The sequence below is a fragment of the Flavobacterium sp. J27 genome (genome assembly GCF_004303025.1).
Taxonomy (GTDB): domain Bacteria; phylum Bacteroidota; class Bacteroidia; order Flavobacteriales; family Flavobacteriaceae; genus Flavobacterium.
Window position 1 is genome coordinate 1 of the sequence record NZ_PJQW01000008.1, and the last position, 22087, is coordinate 22087.

The following is a 22087-nucleotide window of genomic DNA, read 5'->3' on the forward strand; positions in this document are numbered from 1 at the left end:
GTGCGCTTTTCTTCTTTGTTTGCTAGTCTATTCATAATAAGTCGATTTTGTGTCAACTTATTTCAGGACGGGACATTTTAAATAAAAAAGCCTGAAATTTTATTTTCAGGCTTTTTTATTTTTAGTTTACGGTTTCCATTAGTCTTATAAATTCAGATTTGTATCCTTCCTCATCATTGGTAAGACCTATTTTTGCTAATTTTTTAATATCTTCAGTAGCTGTATTGCTAATATATTTTGACTCTTTTAATTTTAATCCAAACCAAGCAACAGAAGCACAAAATTTAAAGTCAGAAGTGCTTTTTTCAAGATCAATACGATTGTTTTGAATTGTTTTTACTATTTCTTTACTGGTATCTTCATCTGGTTTTTTATATCTGAATTTTACTGTTGCTAACTCATTGCTATATTGAGATTTTTCTTCCTCTACTGTATTTTTAGTGTATTTTAATTTTGAGATTGTATAATTGCTTTCAATACCATTTGGAATAATTTCATATAAAGCTGTAACAGTGTGTCCACTTCCTAGTTCTCCAGCATCAATCGCATCATTTTTAAAATCTTCGTTATTTAATTTTCGATTTTCGTATCCAATCAATCTATAGGCTTGTACATTTTTCGGATTAAATTCAATCTGAATTTTTACATCTTTTGCAATAGCATACATAGCACCTTTAAACTCTTTTCCTAAAAAGCGATTGGCTTCTTGAATGTTGTCTATATATGCATAATTTCCATTGCCTTTATCTGCTAAAATTTCCATTTTACTGTCTTTGTAATTCCCCATTCCAAAGCCTAAAACAGTTAAAAATACACCTGTTTTTCTTTTTTCTTCGATTAATTTGGTAATTTTAGTATCTGAAGATGTACCTACATTAAAATCACCATCAGTAGCAATAATAACTCGGTTGTTTCCTCCTGTAATAAAATTTTGTTCTGCTAATCTATAGGCTAATTCTATTCCTGCTCCACCAGCGGTGCTGCCTCCAGCAGATAAATTTTCAAATGCATCTATTATAGTTTCTTTTTCATCACCAGAAGTTGGAGGTAAAACAACTCCAGCCGCACCAGCATATACCACGATAGAAACTTTGTCTTCTTTGCGAAGTTGTTTCACTAAAATCTTTATAGATTCTTTCAAAAGTGGAAGTTTATTTACATCATGCATTGAACCAGAAACATCAATTAAAAATACAAAGTTAGAGTTTGGTAAATTAGTGGTAGGAATATTTTTTCCCTGTAACCCAATTTTTAATAGTTTATGATTTTTATTCCATGGGCTATCACTATATTCTGTATTGATAGAAAATGGAGTATTGTCTGATGGTTCTGGATAATTGTACTTAAAGAAGTTAATCATTTCTTCCACTCTTACAGCCTCTTTAGGTACTTTTTGTCCATTATTAATAAAGCGTCTTATATTGGTATAGGAAGCATTATCAACATCTATTGAAAAGGTGGAAAGCGGACTTCCTTTTGTAGATTGAAAAGGATTTTCTTCCACTTCAGCATAACTTTCGTCGTTGTTTTCAAAAGTTTCATTAAACTCTTCAACATAAGGTTCATAAGCAACAGAGGCTTCAACCGAATCGTATTCATGATTTTTGTTTTCATGGGATTCTTTACAATTGGTAAAAATAAAAGGGAAGACGAAACAAAAATAATAGATGTTTTTTTTCATTTTTTTGTGCATTAAAAGTGATACTTCCATTCCACAAAAGCTATGCCAAATTAATCAAAAAATCTTCATTCTTGTCGTTAATATTTGTATTATTTTATATCCAATTTTTCTTTTGCAATAACTGTAAATTGCTCTAAAGAATGGATGCGGTTTTCTAATTTTTCAATAATATCTTCCAAAGGAACAAGTTGCTTTTCTTGAACTTCAATTTTTTCTTTTAAAGTTTTAATGATGTCCTCTTTTAAAAGAATGTTCTCTTTTAAAGTAGCAAAACGTTGTGCTATTTGCTCCTTGTTTTCAGTATAATATTTTTCTTCTGGTTCTTGAATAAAATGGATTAGATTGTCATCTTTAGTTAGAAGCATACTCCCTTTGCCTGTTATTAACCAATGGATATTTACCTTAGGGAAGTTGTGTGCAATATCTAATAATATTTCAACAGAAGGTTTATTCTTTTCGTCTCTTAATCTATTTAATTTACTTGAGCTATCATATTTTAAACCATTTAATGCAAAATCATTAATGTTTTTAAATCCTTGATAATTAACAACTTGTAATAATCTTTTGAAGAAATCTTGCATTTTTATTAAAATATGTTTGTAAAATAAAAACTTGTTTGTATATTAGCTATAGTAAAACGAATAAAAAACCACTCAAAAACGAATTGATAGGGAAAGCGAATATAGTAAAAAATACTGTATTCTATTAAATTATATTCAGTAGATAATGCAAAAACCTGTTAATTATTATAAATAATTTTATAATTAGTTGAATAAGAATTTTTTTCGTTTTTTTTTAAAACCAAATCCTACCATTTTTCGTACATATTATATTAAAATAACTAATGCTAAATAACTACTAGATGTACACAAATCATGAAATTGGTAAAATTTTGCATGGTGCAAATACCATAGAAGACTTTTTGTTTATTCAGATTGAAATTTTAGAAAACATAGATTGTTATCTAAAACAGTTTAAAAAAGAGTATTTTGGTTTTATAGGTAGGTTTTGTATGGAAGCTATTCCAAAATTAATCGAGAATGTCGAACATAATTTAAATCAATTAGCTTGTTTTCATTTTTTAACCACACTTTTTTTCGATTTTGAACGCTTTTATAAAATTGGAGGATCACATTATTTTAAAATGAGTGTTGCTTCTATTGAAGATAAATTGAAGAATTCTGTAAAAAAAGCTTAATTTTTTTACAGAATCTTATTAGTGGATAATTATGATTAAACCTTTTGAAAAGCAAATAATTGTTAATTATTTAGGGAAGCAACCTAGTAAAAGAATCATTCCTGTTTTAAATGAGAAAAAGATTTTTAATGCTAGAGGAAAATCATTTTCGCCTAAGTCAATACAAGACATCTTAAATGGTAAAACGGAAAATAGAATTGTTGAAACAGAAATTATTAAAATTGTAAAAGCAGAAAAGAAAAAAAAAATGGAAGTTGAGAGTTTTAAACGAGAAGTATTTGGAAAATAAAATAGTTACATAATATTACTATATGTCCAAGATTTTATAGCTTTTAACAATGGTGCTAGAGATTTACCTTTTTCGGTTAAACTGTATTCTACTTTTGGTGGAATTACTGGGTAAGATTTTCTAATTATAATTTCTAATTGCTCCAAATCTTTTAACTGTTGCGATAGCATTCTTTGACTAATTCCTTTAATATTCTTGTCTAATTCGTTGAATCTCATAGTTTTATTTTTCAATAATAACCATATTATAACAGGTTTCCATTTTCCACCAATTTCTTCCATAAAAATGGTGATTGGACATTCTGTAGCATGAGTATATTTTTTTTCAATTTTTTTTTCTTCAGTTTGCATAGAAATAAGGTTTTTCCGAGTTTAAAGTAAGTTACTTACTATTTAGTAAGTTCTTGTTTCAAAGTTAGTAATAATTTAGTTTTGTTTGAAAATAAATAAAAAATGAATAAAAAGATTCTGATTACTGGTGGTACAAGTGGTATTGGATTAGCTTGTGCAAAATATTTAATTGAAAAAAATTATGAAGTTATTATTACAGGAAGAAACAAAGAAAGTCTGGATTTTGCAATACAAGAATTGGAAAATAAAGCCTACGGATATATTTCTGACACGAGTAAATTAAATGAAATAGAGAATTTAGTATATGAAGTTCAAAAAAATCACAATAATATAGACGGATTATTTATAAATGCTGGAATTTTTAAATCGGTTTCTTTTGAAAACACAACCGAATCTATGTTTGATGAAACGATGAATATCAATTTTAAAGGGGCATTCTTTACTATTCAAAAGTTTTTACCACTACTGACTACTGGATCAAGTATTGTATTGAATACTTCGATTGCTGTATTTAAAGCCTTTCCAAATACGAGTGTTTATACTGCAAGTAAAGCTGCATTAGAATCGTTAGCCCAAGTTTTAAATTTAGAATTAGCTTCTAGAAAAATAAGAGTAAATATTGTTAGTCCAGGAGTGACCCGTACACCTATTCAGCAAAAATCGGGAATGACAGAGGAAGCAATAAATAACTTATTGCAACATTTTGCTACTACTTCACCTATTGGAAGAGTAGTTTTACCAGAAGATATTGCGCCTATTGTAGGATTTTTGATTTCTGAGGCTTCCTCAGTGCTTCGAAATGAGAAAATTATAGTTGACGGAGGTACAACATTGTAATTGATTACCTCTCAAGTGTATTAATTTGAGAGGTTTAACTAAAACAATTGTTTATTTAATTATAGATGTTCTAATACGATTATACCCATACACTTTTTTAGTAGGGTTTATGGTTAGATAATATATCTGATTTTTTTGGTAACCATTATTTAGAATTTCAGTTTCAAATTTTGATAAAAATGCTTTAGGCACATTTTTATCTGCATTTATTAATAAGGTAGTTTGAGAACCTTCGTTTCTTTCTAATAACTCATAAAAAATAAATTCTTTTAAGTCTTTTATGTCAGAAATTTTATCATTTAACTGAAGGTAATAATCATCCAAATTATACTTGTTGGAATGCTGTAAAGTTGATTTTTTAAGTTTACCAATGGCAATAAAAATCACATTTGAATTTTGTTTTAAGTCAAAATTAAATTTTGTCTGATTTGTTTCAAAAGGATGAATATCAACTAAAAGACCTAAAGAAAAATGCGATATAAAAGTGGAAGTGTCGTCTTTTTGTTTTACCCAATAGATGAAATCTTCAATGAATACTTTATTTTCTTTTACACTAAAGTCAGAAGTAAAAAAATCGTTTATGTCATAACCAAAAGCACCTTTCTTTTGCGGTGTAAACACCTCGTTTTTTTGGATATCAATCCCTCTTTTTAAAATGGAATCTGCCATAAAATCAAATACATTCATCGTAATCGTATACATACTATCAGTGATGGTATGACAACATATAAAATCATCACTTCCTTTTTCAAATTCATGCCAATGCCCAATTAATTTTTCTTCTTTGCTTTGGCAAGAAAGCAAACTAATTGTTATCGTAGTCAGTAAAATTTTTAGTCCATCCATGTGCTGTTTTTTTATAAAAATGCGTTTGATGTAAATTTGTATAACAAGATAAAGGAATTTTATAATAATAAACTGCTATAATAGCTATTTTGGCTTTTTTATTATACATTGGATAGGAAACGTTGTATAAATAGTTGTCTTTAAATCTGTTTTGCCATTCTGTAATGCGCTGGTTTGTGGCTTTCTCATCATTATTTTGATTAACAAAAAAATAATCATATTCTTTACTATCAAATAAAATTGTATTTTTTAATTGTTCCATTTTCCAATATGCTTTTGTAAAAAGAGGAAAAGATAGATTATAAGAAGGTATTGATTGCACTTCTTTAAAACTTAGGGTTTTGTAATCATCAGGAGGACTCAATAATTGTCTATTGTTCCAAAGAATGGGTTTGTCTTTTTGGTCGGCAATAAAAGTATTGATTACCGCATAGGCCTCTTCATCACTAAATACATAAGGAGTCTTTTTTTCCTTGTTTCCACAAGAAACAAATAGAAGTATACTAAGTAATAAGAATATATTTTTCATGGCAACTAATTTCAATCACTAAAATAAACTAAAAACAAAAAAGTCTGTAAAAAATACAGACTTTTCCATCTTAAAAGCAACCAAATTATAAAAAAAGTGGGTTCTATAAATTAAACTAAAACTACTTTTTGATTAAGCGTACTACTTCTTGTGTTCCATCTTTGGTAATTTGAGCAAAGTAAATGCCATTAGCCATTTCAGATAAATCAATCGAACTCGTTTGTGTTAACCGAATTACTTCTTGTCCTGTTAAGTTCATTACACTTACATGATCTACTAAAACATTCAAATTAACCACATCATGTGTTGGTACTGGAAATACAGATAATCCTTCAATGTTATGAGTTGGGTTATCCAAAGTACTATCTACTGTAATTACAAATTCATAAAAATTGAAATTAGTATACTCATCAAATACTTCTAAAGTAATGGTATGCAATCCGTTTGTTAAGGTTTGTCCAGGTGAAGGATATTGATCTATTGTAAGCGATGTAGCACAATTGTCAGTAACCACTACAGAAGTAGTAAAATCTGGTAAAATATAACCGTTATTGCTAGCATTATTATAGCCTACAGTCATGTCGACTGGTAAGGTATTGGTGTCAAAAACAGGTGGTAAATTGTCAGATACATGAATTGTGGTAGTACAAGTTGAAGATAAATTGTTATTGTCTATTACTGTTAAAGTAATAGTTATTGGAGAACCAACATCAGAACAGTTAAAATTATCTTGATCGATACTGATAGATTGAATACCCGAAAGATCATCAGAACCATCATTGATATCAGCAGTGTCGATAGTATACGTTCCATATTCGTCTAAGTTGAACCAAGTTTCACCAACGCAACTTGCAGTAGGTGGTGTGGTGTCTACTACATTTACGGTACGAATCATTTGTTCTGCTTCATTTCCTGCAGCATCAGTAGCATTGTAGTAAATAGTATAACTACCCACTGCATCTACAAATTCGGATGCATCAATAATTACACTAGAACCATCATCTGTAGTGGCGCCTAGTTCGGTATAACCAGCACCTAATTCAATTTCTTGCGGATTAGCACCTGTTAAGGTAATTACTGGAGCAGTACATTCGGTTCTAAAAGCAACTTGAGCGGTAACAGTGGTCCAGTTAGTCGTACTATAAGAAGGGTCATCTACTTCAATACAGTATAAAAGTGGTGTTAAAGTCGCTTGGAAATCTGTAAAATTGGTATTGTTGCCATTTTTTACATTTAAAGCATACAAATACGGATTGTTTTTAACCAATAGGTATGTTAAATTAGGTAAACCACTAAAATCCAATTCGGTAAATTCATTGCCATCAAGATTCATAAATTGAATGCTTAATGGTAAAGTAATACTAGTTAAATCACAAATTTCTGCCGCTAAACTAATTAAATTGGTATTCGCAGATAAATCTAAAGTAGTAAGTGCATTGGCACCACAAAGTAGACTAAATAATGCGGTATTATTAGATACATCTAAAGTGGTAAGTTGGTTGCCTCTACAATTCAAAACTTCTAAAGACGCAAAGTCTTCTATACCTGTTAAATCAGCAATGTTTTTATAAGTTACATTTAAATTTGTAATTCCTGAAATATTGGCTGTAGTAACATAATCGTCTAAAACCGTATCATAACCTAAATCGATTAGTCTTTGCTCAAAATTATCATCGGGTACATAGGTGTCATCAAAATGACAATTGGTACTGAAGGAATTGTTAGGATCTATATTGGTCCAGTTGGTTTGACTATACGAAACATCATCCACTTCAATACACGTTAATAATGGTGTGTTAGAAGATTGAAAACCTACAATTAAAGAATTGTTACCGTTTTTTACAGAAATTCTTTCCATTACTGGATTGTTATTAATAGTTATAAACGCTAAGTTCGGATAGATCCCAAGATCATAACTTGTAAGTAAAGTACTGGAAAGATTGACTTCGTAAAGTGCAGTAGCTATATCTGATAATGTCAAATCGGTTAAGGGATTACCTTCAAAAGCAACTCGGGCTAAATTACTATTTGCTGATAAATCTACGGAAGTAAGATTGTTGTAACCCCCATAAAAAGTGGATAGGTTTACATTATTAGAAAGATCTATTTCTGTTAGACTATTACCTCTAACACGTAAATATTCTAAAGCTGAAAAACTTTCAATTCCTGTTAAATCGGAAATGTTTCTATCATCTAAATCTATGGTAGTTACCGAAGCTACATCAGCAGTTAAGACTAAACCATCTAGTGTACCTTCTGTATCAATTCCTAAATCAATTAAAGCTTGTTCAAAATTAGCGTCGGGAATAGCAGTGTACTGACTGAACATAGTCAAGGAAAAAAAGAGGGCAGTTACATGTAATAATCTTTTCATCGTGAAATGTTTGTTTATGTTTTTATTTGTAAAATTTTATCCTACAAAGGAAAACATTTCTTGATGGAGGTAAAAGAAAAGTAGGGTAGCAAATGGGTAGCAAGCCTTAAAAATAAAGGTGTTAAGTAGATTAACTATAATTTTCGATGTAAGCAATAATGTCTGCTTCCGAATCAATTTCTAGCTTTTTTCTAATGCGATATCGAATCGATTTTATTGATGCTAAACTGGTATTTTGCAAATCTTTTATTTCATTGGTAGACAAACCTAATTTCATTAAATACAATACTTTTTTTTCTTTCTCATTGAAAAAAGGAAAATAGGTATTTATTTTAATTTTAAAATCATGACTCACTTGGTCAATATATTCGGTTAAATTTTGGGAAGGACCATAATCTGAGTTTTTAGATTTTAACGAAAGCAATAACGATTTTAATGCTTTGGTTTTTTCTTCTTCATTTAAATGTAAAATAGCTTTTACTTCCTTTTCAAAATATTCCTGAACTTCCTGCTTAATTTTATTATTCAAAAACTCCGTTTTGAGTTCGGCTTCTTTCAATTGTAAGATTTGCTCGGTATTTTTTCGTTGTAAATTTTCTTCTTCTAATTTTCTTTTCGAAAGCGCCAATTGGTATTTCAAATTTTTTCGTACCAATACAAATATCGTTACAGCTGAAACTACCGAAAGCAAGAACAAAATCAAATACAATTGCTTTTTAGCTCTTTCATTTTGTAAGTTCAAACTAGCTTGTAATTTCTCTTTTTGAAAGGTATAATTCAATTCTAAAGCCGTAATCCGTTTCGCTTCTTCAGTATTATTCAAAGAATCGTTATAGGCTTTGTACAAACTATAATCTTCTAAAGCTTTTTTATAATTGCCTTTACTTTGGTACGCCAAACTTCGATTAAAATATTCTTTTTGCAGCAAATCTTTGTGCTTTACCTTTTTTGCATTGGCAATCGCACTATCTAGCTGAACAATCGTTTGGTCATACAAACCCATATCGTGGTAACAAGTGGCTAAATTTTTATAGCTAATACTCAACTCATTGATAATTTGAAGCTCTGTAAAGGTTTTGATGTTTTCTTTAAAAACCAAAATAGATTTGTCATAGTCCTTAATCGTATAATACAATAATGCCAAATTGCCTTTTACCTTAGATTTGTCGAGTTTGGTTGTGTATAAGGTTTCCGCTTTTTTATAGTTAATTAAAGCCGAATCGTATTGTTTGGTATAAAAATAGGTAACACCAAGCATATTGTAAGACATACCTATTTCACTGGCTTTTTCATTAATTTTTTGACGAATACGAATCGCTTTTTGCAAATAATCTATGGCTTTTTTATACTCATGTTGTCTGCGATAAAACATGCCTAAATTATGAATGGTTAAACCAATCATGGAAGAATCTTTAATTGATTCACTCAGTTCTAACGCTTGTAAATAAGTGGCTAAAGCTTCTTCCGACAAACCTTGTTTGGCATTGATAATTCCCAAATAATTCAAAGCATCTGCTTTGTTGCTTTTCAAATACAACGAAGGGTGAGAAATTTTATCTAAAGCATGCAATACATCGTCTAAAATAATTCTAGAAGTATCAATATCCTTATTCAAAAGGTGTTTGGCCAATTCTATTTTATAGTGAATGCGTAAGGAGTCGGATTTTTCTTGTTCAATATTAGAAAGCAATTCAACCGACACATAATCTTTCGTTTGCGCCACAACAACAGACGAAAAGACCAGTAAAAGGAATACCAGCTTGCCTAGGAATAAAGAAAATTTCCAATTTGAATCCACTCGATGTTTTTTGCAAAAATACACTTTTTTAATACTACGCGAAATAATTGCGTATGGATATAAAATCTTTGTCCTATCAAATTAGAGGGGATGCTAAAGGGTTCCAAAATGGAATGCCTTCGGTTACCCAAAAAATAAATTAAATTTACAGTTATGAACACAGCCATCAACGGAAACGATTTATTAGCCTTAGGGTATGCAGAAGGAAGCTTAATCGGTATTGCTTTAAAATGCAACCGAAAAAGAACGGGTTTTACCAAAGAAGAAATGCTGGATAACTATACTAAAGTCTTAGCGCAACCTGAAACCTATTTGGATAATGCTTTATTTGGCGCATTGGCACAAGCTATTATTGAAAAAGCCAATGAAAAACCAGAAGATTTCATTGCTTTAAACGATACTCCAGCTGCATTTGCGATGTATGGAGCCGATCATATTGAAGCAGGAGCCAGACAACAAATGGAAGTAGCCATGCAATTGCCGGTGACTGTTGCAGGGGCTTTAATGCCCGATGCACATCAAGGATATGGATTGCCAATTGGTGGTGTGTTGGCCACAAATAATGCTGTAATTCCGTATGGAGTAGGTGTCGATATTGGTTGTAGAATGGCGTTATCAGTATATGATATTCCAGAATTATTTTATTACGAAAACGAAGCCAAATTCAAAAGTGAATTGGTTAAGCATACTAAGTTTGGTGCCGGTCATGGATTTCACGGGCAGTACAAAGCCGATCATGAAGTGATGGAACGAAAAGAGTTTGCGAACAGTAAATTTATCCAACAATTGAAAGACAAAGCGTGGTCGCAATTAGGAAGTTCGGGTGGAGGTAATCACTTTGTAGAGTTTGGAATCATCCAATTTGAAAAAGACGATGCCGTGTTGAATATTCCAAAAGGAAACTATGTGGCCTTGTTAACGCATTCGGGTTCGAGAGGTTTTGGTGCTACCATTGCCGGACAGTATACAAAGTTGGCCAAAGAACATTGCAAACTTCCTGAAAAAGCGAAAAACTTAGCCTATTTAGGTTTGGATACCGAATTAGGTCAGGAATATTGGATTGCCATGAATTTAGCAGGCGATTATGCTTCCGCTTGTCATGAAGTGATTCATAACAAAATGGCTCAAGCGTTAGGAGCCACCGTATTAGCCAAAGTGGAAAACCACCATAATTTTGCTTGGAAAGAAATTCATAATGGAGAAGAAGTGATTGTGCACCGAAAAGGAGCCACACCAGCAGCCAAAGGCGTGATGGGAATTATTCCAGGAAGTATGACCGCACCCGGATTTTTAGTACGTGGAAAAGGAGAAGCGGAGGCTTTGCATTCGGCATCGCATGGTGCAGGAAGACAAATGAGTCGAACACAGGCGATAAAAAACATTACTAAAAAGGAGATGCAAGCGATATTAAAAGATCATGGTGTTACCTTAATTGGTGCGGGTTTAGACGAAGCCCCAATGGCATACAAAGACATCAACCAAGTAATGGCAAGCCAAGAAGCCTTAGTCGATGTCGTTGCCAAGTTTACTCCTAAAATGGTACGAATGGCAGATGATGGGAGTAGGGAGGATTAGATGAGTTTAAATTTATAGAAATTTAATGATGAAAGAATTAATACTAAAAAAAATAAAAGAAATAGAACTTGAAAAAGGAGTAGAAATTTTATACGCAGTAGAATCGGGAAGTAGGGCTTGGGGATTTGCCTCTCCAGACAGTGATTATGATATCCGATTTATTTACAAACACGATTTGAATTATTATTTATCAATTTGGGAACAAACTGATGTAATTGAGTTCATGACTGATGAAGATTTAGATGGATCAGGTTGGGATTTACGGAAAGCATTGTTGTTATTGGCGAAATCAAATGCACCTTTTCTAGAATGGATATATAGTCCAATAGTATATTTTGAAAATAAAAATTTTATAGATGAATTACGAAAAGTAGCCAATGAATGTTTTTCACCAGTTTCTTGCATGTATCATTATATAGGTACAACTAAAAACTTTATTGAAGTTTGTGAAAAAGATCAAGTCAAATTGAAAAGTTATTTTTATGCGTTACGAACTGTATTAGCTGGGCAATGGATTGTTAAAATGAATAGTTTTCCGCCTGTAGCTTTTATGGAGTTGTTGGATATAGCACCAAAAAACATAAAGGAGAAAGTAATGATGTTAATGGATATTAAAGCAAGCCAAGATGAAAGTTACCTGCACCCTAAAGAAGAGATTATAACAAATTTTATAAAAGAGACATTAACTTTTAATATTGAAAATGCTACTAGTTTAGCGAATAGTAAAAGAGATAATTTCAAACTTGATGAAATTTTCAAAAAAATAATTCTAAATAAATGAAATGAGAATTGAAGATTTAAAATCGGGTAAGTTAATACTGTTTGAAGTGATTTCAGGCAGCAAAGCTTTTGGTTTAGACACACCAACTTCAGATACTGATATTAAGGGGATATATTATTTACCAAAAGAAAAATTCTTTGGGTTAGACTATATTCCTCAAGTTAGTAATGCAACCAATGATATTGTATATTATGAATTGGGGAGATTTGTAGATTTGTTACTTAAGAATAATCCAAATATTTTGGAACTTCTTGCTACTCCTGAAGACTGTATTTTATATAAACATCCAATTATGAATCAATTTCAAATTGAAGATTTTCTGTCTAAGTTGTGTAAAGATAGTTTTGCAGGTTATGCTATGACACAAATAAAAAAAGCACGTGGTTTGAAAAAGAAGATTGTAAATCCAATGGCAAAGGAACGTAAAACTTTATTAGATTTTTGTGCTATTTTAAAGGGCTATGATTCAGTTCCACTTACAAAATGGCTAGAGGAGTATGGTCTTTCTCAAGAACAATGTGGATTAATTAAGGTTCCCAATGCAAAAGGTATATATGCACTCTTTTATGATTATCATCAAATATTGGGATATAGGGGTATTGTTAAAAATGAATTATCTAATGAAGTATCAGTATCTTCTATTGAAAAAGGAGCTGAACCAATGGAGTATTTGAGTTGTAATTTAGAAGGGTATTCAAAATACTGTAAAGAATATTCTGAATATTGGGGTTGGATTAAAAAACGAAATGAAGAACGTTACAATACGAATCAGCTTCATGGTAAAAACTATGATAGTAAGAACATGATGCATACAATTCGTTTATTACAAACTGCGGAACAAATACTTTCAAAGGGAAGTTTAGACATTCGAGTGCCTAATAGAGAAGAATTACTTTCAATTAAATCTGGTAAAATAGAATATGATGCTTTGTTACAAAAAGCAGAAGACTTAATTCGTAAAATTAATGTTTTGTATGAAGTAACAAGTCTGCCAGAAACACCAGAAAGTGATAGAATAATTAGAAAACTAATTGAAATACGAAAAGAGTTATATACTTAATTAGTATAGATTTAATAGTTCACTCTTTCAAAAACGTCCTTTTACCCAAAAGGGCGTTTTTTTATACTCAAACCCCACCTCCTAAAAACAAAAACCCTTACCAGCCGTGCGCTAGACCTAAACGTTTACGTCTCACAACGTAAAATTTTGGGTCTCTAGCGTAAAATTTTACGTCCCGGCACGTAAAATTTTACGTAGGCAGACGTAAAACTTTGGCTTCCTAACCTAAAATTTTGGGTTCCTAACCCAAACGTTTCGGTCTGTAACGTAAAATTTTAGGGTATTGGGTTAAAATGGATATATAAAAGTTTTAGATATCCCATCAGCAATTAAAAAATAGGGTGGAGCAACTTATGAGACCCTTACAGGGTAACAAGTTAACGCCCAAAATCTTCCTCCCAAAAAACAAAAACCCTTACCAGTCGTGCGCTAAACATAAAATTTTATGTTCCTTACATAAAATTTTAACGCACCAACCTAAAATTTTAAGTCTCTAAGGTAAAATTTTACGTCTGCCTACGTAAAATTTTAAGTCCCAGACATAAAATTTTAAGTGTCTTACCTAAAAGTTTAGGTTCTCGAGTTAAAATTGTAAGGGATGGATTTTTCTAATAGATTGTTGTATAATAATGGGTTTAGGTTCCAAAATTGATACTAAGATTTGAAAGAATAAAATCAGTATATTTGTTCCACTAATTCTATGAAGCATGAACTACAAAATATCATTTCAGGAAAGAGCCAAGTTGGGTATGGAAATACTATCCAAACAATCTCCAATTACCTTAGAAGAAGCAAGAGCTCAAGCGAAACGATTAAGTCAAGCAAGCAAATCAAAAGTGAAGAAACAACGCTCCTAAAAGACTTTTAAAGACAATTTATTCTTTATTGATACCGTTTTTTACCTTACAGCTGTTTTTTACACCTAAATAAATAGGGTTTTAAAAAAGACTAATATTTCAAAATAAATCCTATATTTGCCCTCGAAATGAGAACACAGAACATACATACTGTTGCACTAGCAAAGTCAGTTTTTCGCTTAAAAGGAGATTATCCTTTTAATCGAACAGGATGTTTTGTATCATTATGTATGTGTTAAAGTAACGATTATATCATATTTCAAAGCGTCCTTTTATCCAAAAGGACGCTTTTTTTATGTTCAAAAACGAAGTAAAAACAGTAATAATCATAAAAATGAGAAAAATTTTTAAAAAAATAGTGGATGCGAAGTAAACCCGAGCTGAAATAATCGAAAATGAGTAAACAAATGAGAGACAGTCATTTGAAAAAATAAAACTATCAGTTGTAAAACGGATCAGGATTGTATTGCTTAAATTTACATATAACTAATTGAAAATCAATAAAATAAATTTAAAAAATATTTGGAAGTTCGGTTTTTTTCACTTTATCTTTGCCTCAGAAAATTACAAGAAACAATAGCAATTGCAATAACAATAATAAAAGCAATTAGAAATTAAGAATTTCAAATAATTTAGAATTCATATAATATACAATAAAAATGAAACGAGATTTAAAACAACGACCAGTACAAATACTATCTGCAAAAGCAGCTTCAAAAGCGCTTGGTCTACCGCGTTTTTATTTTGATAAATTATGGGTGCCTCCTTATACGGAATAGTAATCTATTTGCTATACCATTATTATAGAGCACCTTCAAAAGAGGTGCTTTTTTTATGTATGCTAGTAACTAGTAATTAGTACATAGTAAATCGCAGTTCGTCAGTTCGAGTGTTTTTTATCAAATGCGAACAGCAATTTTATAAAAAAAGTATCGAAAACCTTATTAGGGAAAAAATAATCGGTACACTTCACTCTCAAAAGGATGAAGATTATACTATAAAAAAGAATGTCATAGCTCAACTGGAAAGAGCATTCGCCTACGAAGCGAAAGGTTGAAGGTTCAAATCCTTCTGGCATTACATCTAATTTCGTAGCTCAGTTGGTTAGAGCAATCGCCTTTTAAGCGATGGGTCTCAGGTTCGAATCCTGACGGAATTACAAGTGTTCTTAGAAAGGAACCTACTCAAAGGATTTTTTTGACTGTCTCTCAAAAAATGAATTTGAGTTAGCACTGGGAAGATAACGATGGGTTGTTTACTCGCTTTGGATGCGAGAGGTTGCAGGTTCGAGTCCTGCTTCCCAGACAAAAAAAGTAAGAAGTAAAAAAAAGATACTTCTACACTAGCAGGAATGGCGAAATTGGTAGACGCGTCAGACTTAGAATCTGAATTTTGAGAGTTCAAGTCTCTCTTCCTGTACAAATGGAACAGTGGTGTACTTGGTGTGGCACGCTAGTTTGAAATGAATTTATTCATTCAGCGAGACCAAAATATAAAATAAGAGCATGGAGCTAAACCTAGAGGGATTCGTTCGATCCGAATCTGTTCCACTAAAATAAAGTTTAATTTAAAACAAAAGAAGATGAGACAAGACATTTTAAAACGATTTTTGACCAATACGGATGAGACGGGTAGATTTTTGATGAAGTCGAGAATTACTGGAATCATCTATTTTGTAGAACCAATTTATACAGGTAAAACGCCACAATGGGGTGATGTAGATGTGGTGACTAAAAAATTAACAGGTCAGTATGGTTCCAAGTATACCGGAGCCATAACCAAGAAAGAATCTCTTATAACAGAAGAAAACGGATTTGTGAATATTGGCTATTTCAAAGGTAGTCCGTTTGGAGCCATCGATGTACGCGATAAAGAACATCAAAAACGCATGGGATTATAAGTTTTTTTATGACGAAAAATAATTGCGCACACTGTTTTGAATCTTTGAAAAACGAAAATGAAAAGTCAAAATGAGAACAATTAAAATATATTGTAGAAAGTGTAAAATAAGACTAACGGAAGAATTACTTGAAATGGAAGAAGATAAAATTACTTTTCCAGATGAAGCAGAAGCTATTCCAGAAGGAAGATTTGTTTTTCAAAAATATAATTCAGTGTTGTCTATTTTGATTAATAGAAATCAAGAGCTATTAAAAAATCATTTAGATTCCTATAGATTTCATGGATGTTGTGGAAGTGATGGCACAAATGGTTACAATAAACTTTGTTTGAATAATCATGAAGTTGCAACAGAGTTTTCAGATTGTTATACTTCCTATTATATAGAAATTAGTCTAAAAAATACGATTGTGAAAAGTATAAATGATAAAGGAATTTTTGAAGAGATGAAATTTAAATACGTCACTTTAAAATAAAAAATATCAAGCAAGTCCTGTTGGGTGTTTCTGTATAGCACTAATGTGATGCGTTTTGCACAAAGGTGTATGAAGTCGTATTATGCAACTTGGCTTGGAGGTTTTGGGTTGTTTTCCAAAAAATAATCCACCATTAATCTATGGGTCGTGGGTTCGAATCCCACTTTCGAGCAATCGAAATAGTTCAGCTTGGTTAGAACAATAGAAAGGGAACGTAGGTTCGAATCCTACATGCAATTATGCTTGCATTTGACAGCGGTTGTCACCAAACAGACTGTAAATCTGTAGTAAGGAAGAGACGTACGACTCTTAAAAAGGTACACCATTGAAAATATTTTGGTTTTTATCAGTTTCGCTATTTTTCGAAAAAGTGAAACACTTACGAAGAAACCTGAACAGGGCTTCGTTTTCAAAACCGTTCTTTTGCTTTGCTGTGTGACGATTGGTTTTTTATAAACCGATACCATAAAACAGTACACCATGAGAATGCTTCTGTTTACTAACCTTATTCCGTTTTGGGTGAAGGATAAAAACCAAAAATTTTCTTTTTAAAAGCAATTTAAAATTTAAAAATATAAAGAAATGATTCGATTAATTACTATTAATGCTTACCAAGTAGGTTTGGTATTTGAACGCGGTAAGTTGGTGCAAATTTTAAAAGAAGGAAAATACTGGATTTGGGGAATGAAAGAAGTAACAATCTTTGAGATGAAACATTCTTTTGTAGCGCCAATTGAATTGAATATTTTGTTAGAGAACCAAGAATTGGCTTCCATGTTAGAGATTGTAGAAGTAGGCGATACCGAAATAGCGTTGTACTTTACCAATGGTAGATTTAAAGAAGTATTGCAAACCGGTCGATATGCGTTCTGGAAAGGCTACTTGAAGAATGAATTCATAAAGGTAGATTTAACAAAAGTTGAGGTTACGGAGAAAATTGAAAGAGGTTTATTAGAGAACATCAAATTGAAAGTATACACTCGTAAATTTCAAGTGGCAAGCTATGAGAAAGGATTATTGTTTATCAATGGTATTTTCAACAAAGAGTTAACCGCAGGGACTTACTACTTTTGGAACAATGCTATTCCAGTAGAAATAGTTTATGTAGATATGCGTCAAAAGCAAATGGAAATTTCTGGTCAGGAATTGTTGACCAAAGACAAAGCGGCTTTGCGTATCAACTTCTTTGTGAATTTCAAAGTAACCAATATTATTAAAGCGGTTATCGACAACAAAGAGTATGAAAAACAATTGTATGTATTGATGCAGTTAGCGTTGCGTGCTTTTGTAGGCGGATTTACTTTGGATGAATTGTTAAACAAAAAAGAGAGCATTACTGAAATCATTTTGGAAGACACACGCAACAAAGCAGCTGCTTTAGGTGTTGTGATTCAAGAAGCAGGAATTCGTGATGTGATTTTACCAGGTGATATGAAAGAAATTATGAACCAGGTTTTGGTAGCAGAGAAAAAAGCGCAAGCGAATAGTATTATGCGTCGTGAAGAAACTGCTGCAATGCGTAATATGTTGAATACTGCAAAATTAATGGAAGAAAATGAGATGTTGTGGAAATTGAAAGAAATGGAATATGTAGAAAAGATTGCAGATAAGATTGGAGAAATTACCATTTCTGGAGGAGGCAACGTTATCGGACAATTACGTGAAATTTTTGTGAAGTAATTTAGTTTAATTTGGGAAAGGCTTATGAATGAAAATTTATAGGCTTTTTTATGATTAAAAAAATAGTATTATTTTCGCCCAATTATAAAAAACAGATAGTATGAGTGAATTTGAAGAAGTAAAAATAAAAAAGTATCCCTACAAAATTACTGTAGGCAATTGGATTTTATATTTAATAGCTAGCTTAATTACTGTAGTTATGTATGCCATATCGAATAGTTTTTCGGCTGAGATGGTTGGTTTTGTCATTGGGATTTTCTTTGCCTATTTTATATTTGCAAGTGCATTTGGTCTTTTGTTTTGGTATCTTTTAGGAAGAAAAGAAAAAGGAGGGAGTACTACTTTTAATGTACTTATCATTATAATTTTAATTGGACAAATTAATCAAATTAGAGTTCAAAATAGTAATAAAAGGAGTAATCTTGATACTACAGAAATTAAAGAAGCGCTACATGAATATAAAAATAACGTAAAAAACGATTCGATTAATAGTGATGAGGCCTTACATTCATTTGCCACAACTTTTGAAAAAAATATCGATAAGTTTATAGAAAACACTGAAGGAGAGGAGAGAGCACTTTTTGTAGGATTAAAAGAATTTCTTCAAGAATCGTTAACAGAAGCTAATTTATGGAACGCCGCTTTTTATAAAATTGATAATGAGGCTTTTTTTAATTTTGATAGTATACAAAAGAGTAATAAAATTGAAAACCGTTTACAAATTGCGGAAGAATATGTTAAGGCTTCAGAACGATATAAGGACTTTTTTAAAAAAAGATTATCGAAATTAAATGCGATTATTAAAGATAAAGATATTGATAGAAACAATAGCAAAGCAAAAGGAATTATTGATGGAGTTAAGAAAAAAGTGAAAAAACAAAGTATCCTTTTTATACCTTACATTGATAGTCACATAGAATATGGTAATGAAATGAAAGGAATATTTCAATTGATAAAAGAGAACAAATGGAAGCCTAATGATGTTAATTTTGTTATCTTTTCAAATCCAAAAATTCAAATAGAATTTGATGCAAAAATTAATAAAATGGTTGAAATTGAAGAAAAGGTAAATTTATTGCACGAAAAACTAGTTGATGCGATATAGTGCGTTAAAATTTGAGAAAATCAAAATAATATACAATGATTCTAGTTCGGGGTGGGTATATTTATAAATAATGTTTTTAAGAGTATATTGTTGAAGCATAAAACTTCCTTTGTCTATAAAGTGGCTTTTATATTTTCGATTTCCGCCTTCTGTAATTACAAAAAAAAATTTCCGTCTATTACTAGGTCAGTAAGACTATTGTTGCATCAGTTTCGTTTTAAATAAGTTTTTTGATGCATACCAAATATACAAAAATGGTTATAAGTAAAAACCAGATAGTAGAAGAAAAGCACTACTGACTATTCTGTATTAATTTTATTTATCTGTTAAACGCTATTGTTCTAAAAATAAAAAAGCCACAACTATTTAAAAGTATAATTGTGGCTTTTTAAACTAATTTTTGTTTGTTTCTTACTTCATTAAATGGTTAATTACACCACCGTCTACTACTAGTTCTGTACCTGTAATAAAGCTTGCCTTATCGGAAGCCAAGAACAAAACGGTATTTGCAATTTCGTCTGGATTTCCCAATCGTTGTAATGGAACAATAGTTTCTAAATACTCTTTTGCTTCAGGTGTAACAGCGTTTTCTAAACCAGGTGTTGCCGTTGGGCCTGGGCTAACAATGTTTACCCTAATTTTTCTATCTGCTAATTCGTTTGCTGCGATTTGGGCAATTTTATTCAAAGCACCTTTGGTTGCCGAATAGATACTTGCATTTATTGATGATGCAGTTGCATTTGTAGACGATGTAAACAAAACAGATGAACCATTTGCTAAATGTGGAATCATTTTTTGTAAGGTGAAGAACGAACCTTTTACATTAGTATTAAATTGTGCATCAAAATCTGCTTCGGTTGCTAGTTCTATTGGTGCAAATGTGGCTATTCCTGCATTTAGAAAAAGAACATCGAGTTTATTTCCGCTTTCAGCAAACTTTTTTTCTAAAACAGCAATTCCTTCTAAAGTAGAAGTGTCAGAAACTACTGTTTTTAATTTAGGGCTATTAATTTCAGTTAATGCTTTTTGTAGATTTCCAGCACTTCTTCCAGTTATCCAAACATTAGCTCCTGCGTTGATAAAAGCTTTTGCAGTAGCAAATCCAATTCCTGTACTACCACCTGTTATGACTACGTTTTTATTTGTAAAATCCATTTTAAAATTATTTTTAATTTGATGATACAAAGTTAGAACTTATAGGTTATTATTAGTAACTTTGTAACTTAAAATAACAGTAACACTGGTGTAACAAAGTAACATTATGGATTGTGAGACAAAAAATTTCCAACAGGAGCACAAGAAAGAAATGAGAGCTGTTCAAGATTCTATGGACGTATTGAGCGGGAAATGGAAAATTTCCATTATATCATCTATTTGTTTTTATAACAAAAGGCGTTTTTCCGATATTTTGAATGATATAGATGGAATTTCTAACAGGATGTTGAGTAAAGAATTAAAAGAACTTGAAATAAACAAGTTAATAATACGCACTGTTTTAGACACGCAGCCTGTAACTGTTCAATATCAACTTACGGAGCACGGTTTGACATTGAGGACTATAATAAACAATCTTACAGATTGGGGAATAGCTCACCGCAAAAAGATTATTGAAAAGTAACAGTTATTGAAAGGACAGTTTATATATTTTTTATAGAAATTAGTGAACTATTTTAAATACGTATTGGTTTGTATTTTTTAGCTCTTTTAAGTGTCAAACTTTAGGATTGTTTTTATTTATTTTTATATTAATCTAATGATGAGCGATGGTCAATGAATAGTTAACGTTTTTTCATAATTTACTATTTGTTGTGTCGATAACTACTCTAACGTTTTTGATTTTTTCTTCCTCAGTTTGTCCATCATTATGAATTTTTGTTGTGGTAATTTGTTGGACACTAAATTTGGTATCGTTTTATTACTATCTTTTTTTAATCGAGTGAATATACCGAATTTTCTTTTCCAACTATAAATACTGTTCCTGCAGGGTCCATTATCCAGTGGTTTTCTTTTGGTATTTCCTCTAGTTCATCACAAGTTTCAATTCCATTAGATTTTAAATATTCTGTAGCTTTTTCCACATTTGGTGTTTTTAGTTCCAGCCAAGTTTCCGAATGTGTATAATTATCCACGCAATCTAACCAAATTATATTATTTCCAAATTTTACTTCGTGTGTTTTAGAAACTGTTGGGTTATTTATTTCTTTTTCGGTTACTTCAAACTTTAGAATTTCTCTATAAAATTTTACAGTTTCCTCGTATTTAGATTTCGGGATTTTTATTGCAATATTAATTCCTCCATTAAATTTGATGTCGTTCATTGTTCAGTTTTTAATTTTATTGTTTAGTAAAAATACATAATTTTAAATTTATTTTTCTCTCAGAAATGATTACACTGATACATCGTTTTCCATTCGCTTTTTTAGTCCCAAATTTGTGGTCGTTCAATTCCAAAGGTTCTTAGATAATTTAGCATTTGTCCTGTATGAGCCGATTCGTGGTATGCAATTCGGTTTAGATAATCGCCTAATTTTTTACTTTGTCCAACTTCATTTCTCTCAATTTTAACATTTTCTAAATCAGATTCATTTAAATTAGTTATCATACTCAAAAAATCAGCACGATATTTTTGGGAAAATTCCAATTTGTTTGTTACATCTGAGTATTTTAATTTGCTGCCAACGATTTTGGTTATGGTTTCGTTATAAAAAAGGCGGCTAAAATTATAAAATATAAACTTAAGATAACAAATTTG

The 22087-nt window shown here is 31.1% G+C and carries 22 protein-coding genes and 4 tRNA genes; 16 read left to right on the plus strand and 10 right to left on the minus strand.

The genetic code is table 11. The features are described from left to right. Positions 1-121: 121 nt before the first annotated feature. Positions 122-1681 (minus strand): VWA domain-containing protein, encoded by a 1560-nt coding sequence (locus tag CX675_RS11800; RefSeq protein ID WP_240723637.1) that lies wholly within the window; start codon positions 1679-1681, stop codon positions 122-124. An 89-nt stretch (positions 1682-1770) separates the two neighbouring features. After that, positions 1771-2262, minus strand: coding sequence for a hypothetical protein (locus tag CX675_RS11805; protein ID WP_130735447.1), 492 nt, complete (start codon positions 2260-2262; stop codon positions 1771-1773). A 281-nt stretch (positions 2263-2543) separates the two neighbouring features. Between CX675_RS11805 and CX675_RS11810 the strand changes: the two genes are divergently transcribed. Together CX675_RS11810 and CX675_RS11815 are read left to right on the plus strand one after the other, a co-directional pair. Next, positions 2544-2879, plus strand: a complete 336-nt coding sequence (locus tag CX675_RS11810) for a hypothetical protein (RefSeq protein WP_130735448.1) — start codon at positions 2544-2546, stop codon at positions 2877-2879. A 31-nt stretch (positions 2880-2910) separates the two neighbouring features. After that, a complete protein-coding gene (locus CX675_RS11815) occupies positions 2911-3168 on the plus strand; it encodes a hypothetical protein (protein ID WP_130735449.1) in 258 nt (85 codons plus the stop codon). Positions 3169-3173: 5 nt separating this feature from the next. On the opposite strand, the gene CX675_RS11820 is transcribed toward CX675_RS11815, so the two are convergent. Beyond that, positions 3174-3518 (minus strand): helix-turn-helix domain-containing protein, encoded by a 345-nt coding sequence (locus tag CX675_RS11820; RefSeq protein ID WP_130735450.1) that lies wholly within the window; start codon positions 3516-3518, stop codon positions 3174-3176. A 102-nt stretch (positions 3519-3620) separates the two neighbouring features. Between CX675_RS11820 and CX675_RS11825 the strand changes: the two genes are divergently transcribed. Next, on the plus strand, positions 3621-4355 hold the full coding sequence (locus CX675_RS11825; RefSeq protein WP_130735451.1) for an SDR family oxidoreductase: 735 nt from the start codon (positions 3621-3623) through the stop codon (positions 4353-4355). Positions 4356-4406: 51 nt separating this feature from the next. Here the strand turns inward: CX675_RS11825 and CX675_RS11830 are convergent, their stop codons facing one another. From CX675_RS11830 to CX675_RS11845, 4 genes are all read right to left on the minus strand, one after another. Continuing rightward, on the minus strand, positions 4407-5201 hold the full coding sequence (locus CX675_RS11830) for a hypothetical protein (RefSeq protein ID WP_130735452.1): 795 nt from the start codon (positions 5199-5201) through the stop codon (positions 4407-4409). Beyond that, positions 5161-5730 (minus strand): hypothetical protein, encoded by a 570-nt coding sequence (locus CX675_RS11835; RefSeq protein WP_130735453.1) that lies wholly within the window; start codon positions 5728-5730, stop codon positions 5161-5163. Before CX675_RS11835 ends, CX675_RS11830 begins: the two co-directional genes overlap by 41 nt. Positions 5731-5851: 121 nt before the next feature. Beyond that, positions 5852-8104, minus strand: coding sequence for an immunoglobulin-like domain-containing protein (locus CX675_RS11840; RefSeq protein WP_130735454.1), 2253 nt, complete (start codon positions 8102-8104; stop codon positions 5852-5854). 130 nt (positions 8105-8234) lie between these two features. Further along, positions 8235-9902 carry a tetratricopeptide repeat protein gene (locus CX675_RS11845; protein ID WP_165396036.1) on the minus strand — a complete coding sequence of 556 codons (1668 nt, stop codon included), beginning with the start codon at positions 9900-9902 and terminating at the stop codon, positions 8235-8237. 153 nt (positions 9903-10055) lie between these two features. Between CX675_RS11845 and CX675_RS11850 the strand changes: the two genes are divergently transcribed. From CX675_RS11850 to CX675_RS11895, 12 genes are all read left to right on the plus strand, one after another. Further along, complete coding sequence (locus tag CX675_RS11850) at positions 10056-11477, plus strand: RtcB family protein (RefSeq protein ID WP_130735456.1); 1422 nt, start codon at positions 10056-10058, stop codon at positions 11475-11477. Between the two features lie 25 nt (positions 11478-11502). After that, on the plus strand, positions 11503-12258 hold the full coding sequence (locus CX675_RS11855) for a DNA polymerase beta superfamily protein (protein ID WP_370277725.1): 756 nt from the start codon (positions 11503-11505) through the stop codon (positions 12256-12258). A gap of 1 nt (position 12259) precedes the next feature. After that, on the plus strand, positions 12260-13318 hold the full coding sequence (locus tag CX675_RS11860; RefSeq protein ID WP_130735457.1) for a DNA polymerase beta superfamily protein: 1059 nt from the start codon (positions 12260-12262) through the stop codon (positions 13316-13318). 707 nt (positions 13319-14025) lie between these two features. Then, entirely contained in the window at positions 14026-14175 is a 150-nt protein-coding gene (locus CX675_RS19835; protein ID WP_157504203.1) for a hypothetical protein, read from the plus strand. 1006 nt (positions 14176-15181) lie between these two features. Continuing rightward, positions 15182-15255: transfer RNA gene (locus CX675_RS11865), tRNA-Arg, on the plus strand. Between the two features lie 5 nt (positions 15256-15260). Further along, positions 15261-15334: transfer RNA gene (locus CX675_RS11870), tRNA-Lys, on the plus strand. A 73-nt stretch (positions 15335-15407) separates the two neighbouring features. After that, positions 15408-15480 (plus strand) — tRNA-Pro (locus tag CX675_RS19840). A gap of 40 nt (positions 15481-15520) precedes the next feature. After that, a tRNA-Leu gene (locus tag CX675_RS11875) sits at positions 15521-15594 on the plus strand. A gap of 163 nt (positions 15595-15757) precedes the next feature. Continuing rightward, positions 15758-16075 (plus strand): hypothetical protein, encoded by a 318-nt coding sequence (locus CX675_RS11880; RefSeq protein WP_130735458.1) that lies wholly within the window; start codon positions 15758-15760, stop codon positions 16073-16075. Between the two features lie 70 nt (positions 16076-16145). Further along, positions 16146-16550, plus strand: a complete 405-nt coding sequence (locus CX675_RS11885) for a hypothetical protein (protein ID WP_130735459.1) — start codon at positions 16146-16148, stop codon at positions 16548-16550. Positions 16551-17132: 582 nt separating this feature from the next. Then, on the plus strand, positions 17133-18230 hold the full coding sequence (locus CX675_RS11890; RefSeq protein WP_130735460.1) for a slipin family protein: 1098 nt from the start codon (positions 17133-17135) through the stop codon (positions 18228-18230). Positions 18231-18330: 100 nt separating this feature from the next. Beyond that, positions 18331-19335 carry a hypothetical protein gene (locus CX675_RS11895; protein ID WP_130735461.1) on the plus strand — a complete coding sequence of 335 codons (1005 nt, stop codon included), beginning with the start codon at positions 18331-18333 and terminating at the stop codon, positions 19333-19335. A 411-nt stretch (positions 19336-19746) separates the two neighbouring features. On the opposite strand, the gene CX675_RS11900 is transcribed toward CX675_RS11895, so the two are convergent. Then, positions 19747-20490, minus strand: coding sequence for an SDR family oxidoreductase (locus tag CX675_RS11900; protein ID WP_130735462.1), 744 nt, complete (start codon positions 20488-20490; stop codon positions 19747-19749). A 106-nt stretch (positions 20491-20596) separates the two neighbouring features. Between CX675_RS11900 and CX675_RS11905 the strand changes: the two genes are divergently transcribed. After that, the gene (locus CX675_RS11905; RefSeq protein ID WP_130735463.1) at positions 20597-20953 is read left to right on the plus strand and encodes a helix-turn-helix domain-containing protein; all 357 of its coding nucleotides are present in this window, start codon (positions 20597-20599) and stop codon (positions 20951-20953) included. Positions 20954-21263: 310 nt separating this feature from the next. Here the strand turns inward: CX675_RS11905 and CX675_RS11910 are convergent, their stop codons facing one another. Together CX675_RS11910 and CX675_RS11915 are read right to left on the minus strand one after the other, a co-directional pair. After that, positions 21264-21653 carry a VOC family protein gene (locus CX675_RS11910; protein ID WP_130735464.1) on the minus strand — a complete coding sequence of 130 codons (390 nt, stop codon included), beginning with the start codon at positions 21651-21653 and terminating at the stop codon, positions 21264-21266. Between the two features lie 101 nt (positions 21654-21754). Further along, complete coding sequence (locus tag CX675_RS11915) at positions 21755-21937, minus strand: hypothetical protein (protein ID WP_240723638.1); 183 nt, start codon at positions 21935-21937, stop codon at positions 21755-21757. Between the last annotated feature and the right edge of the window lie 150 nt (positions 21938-22087).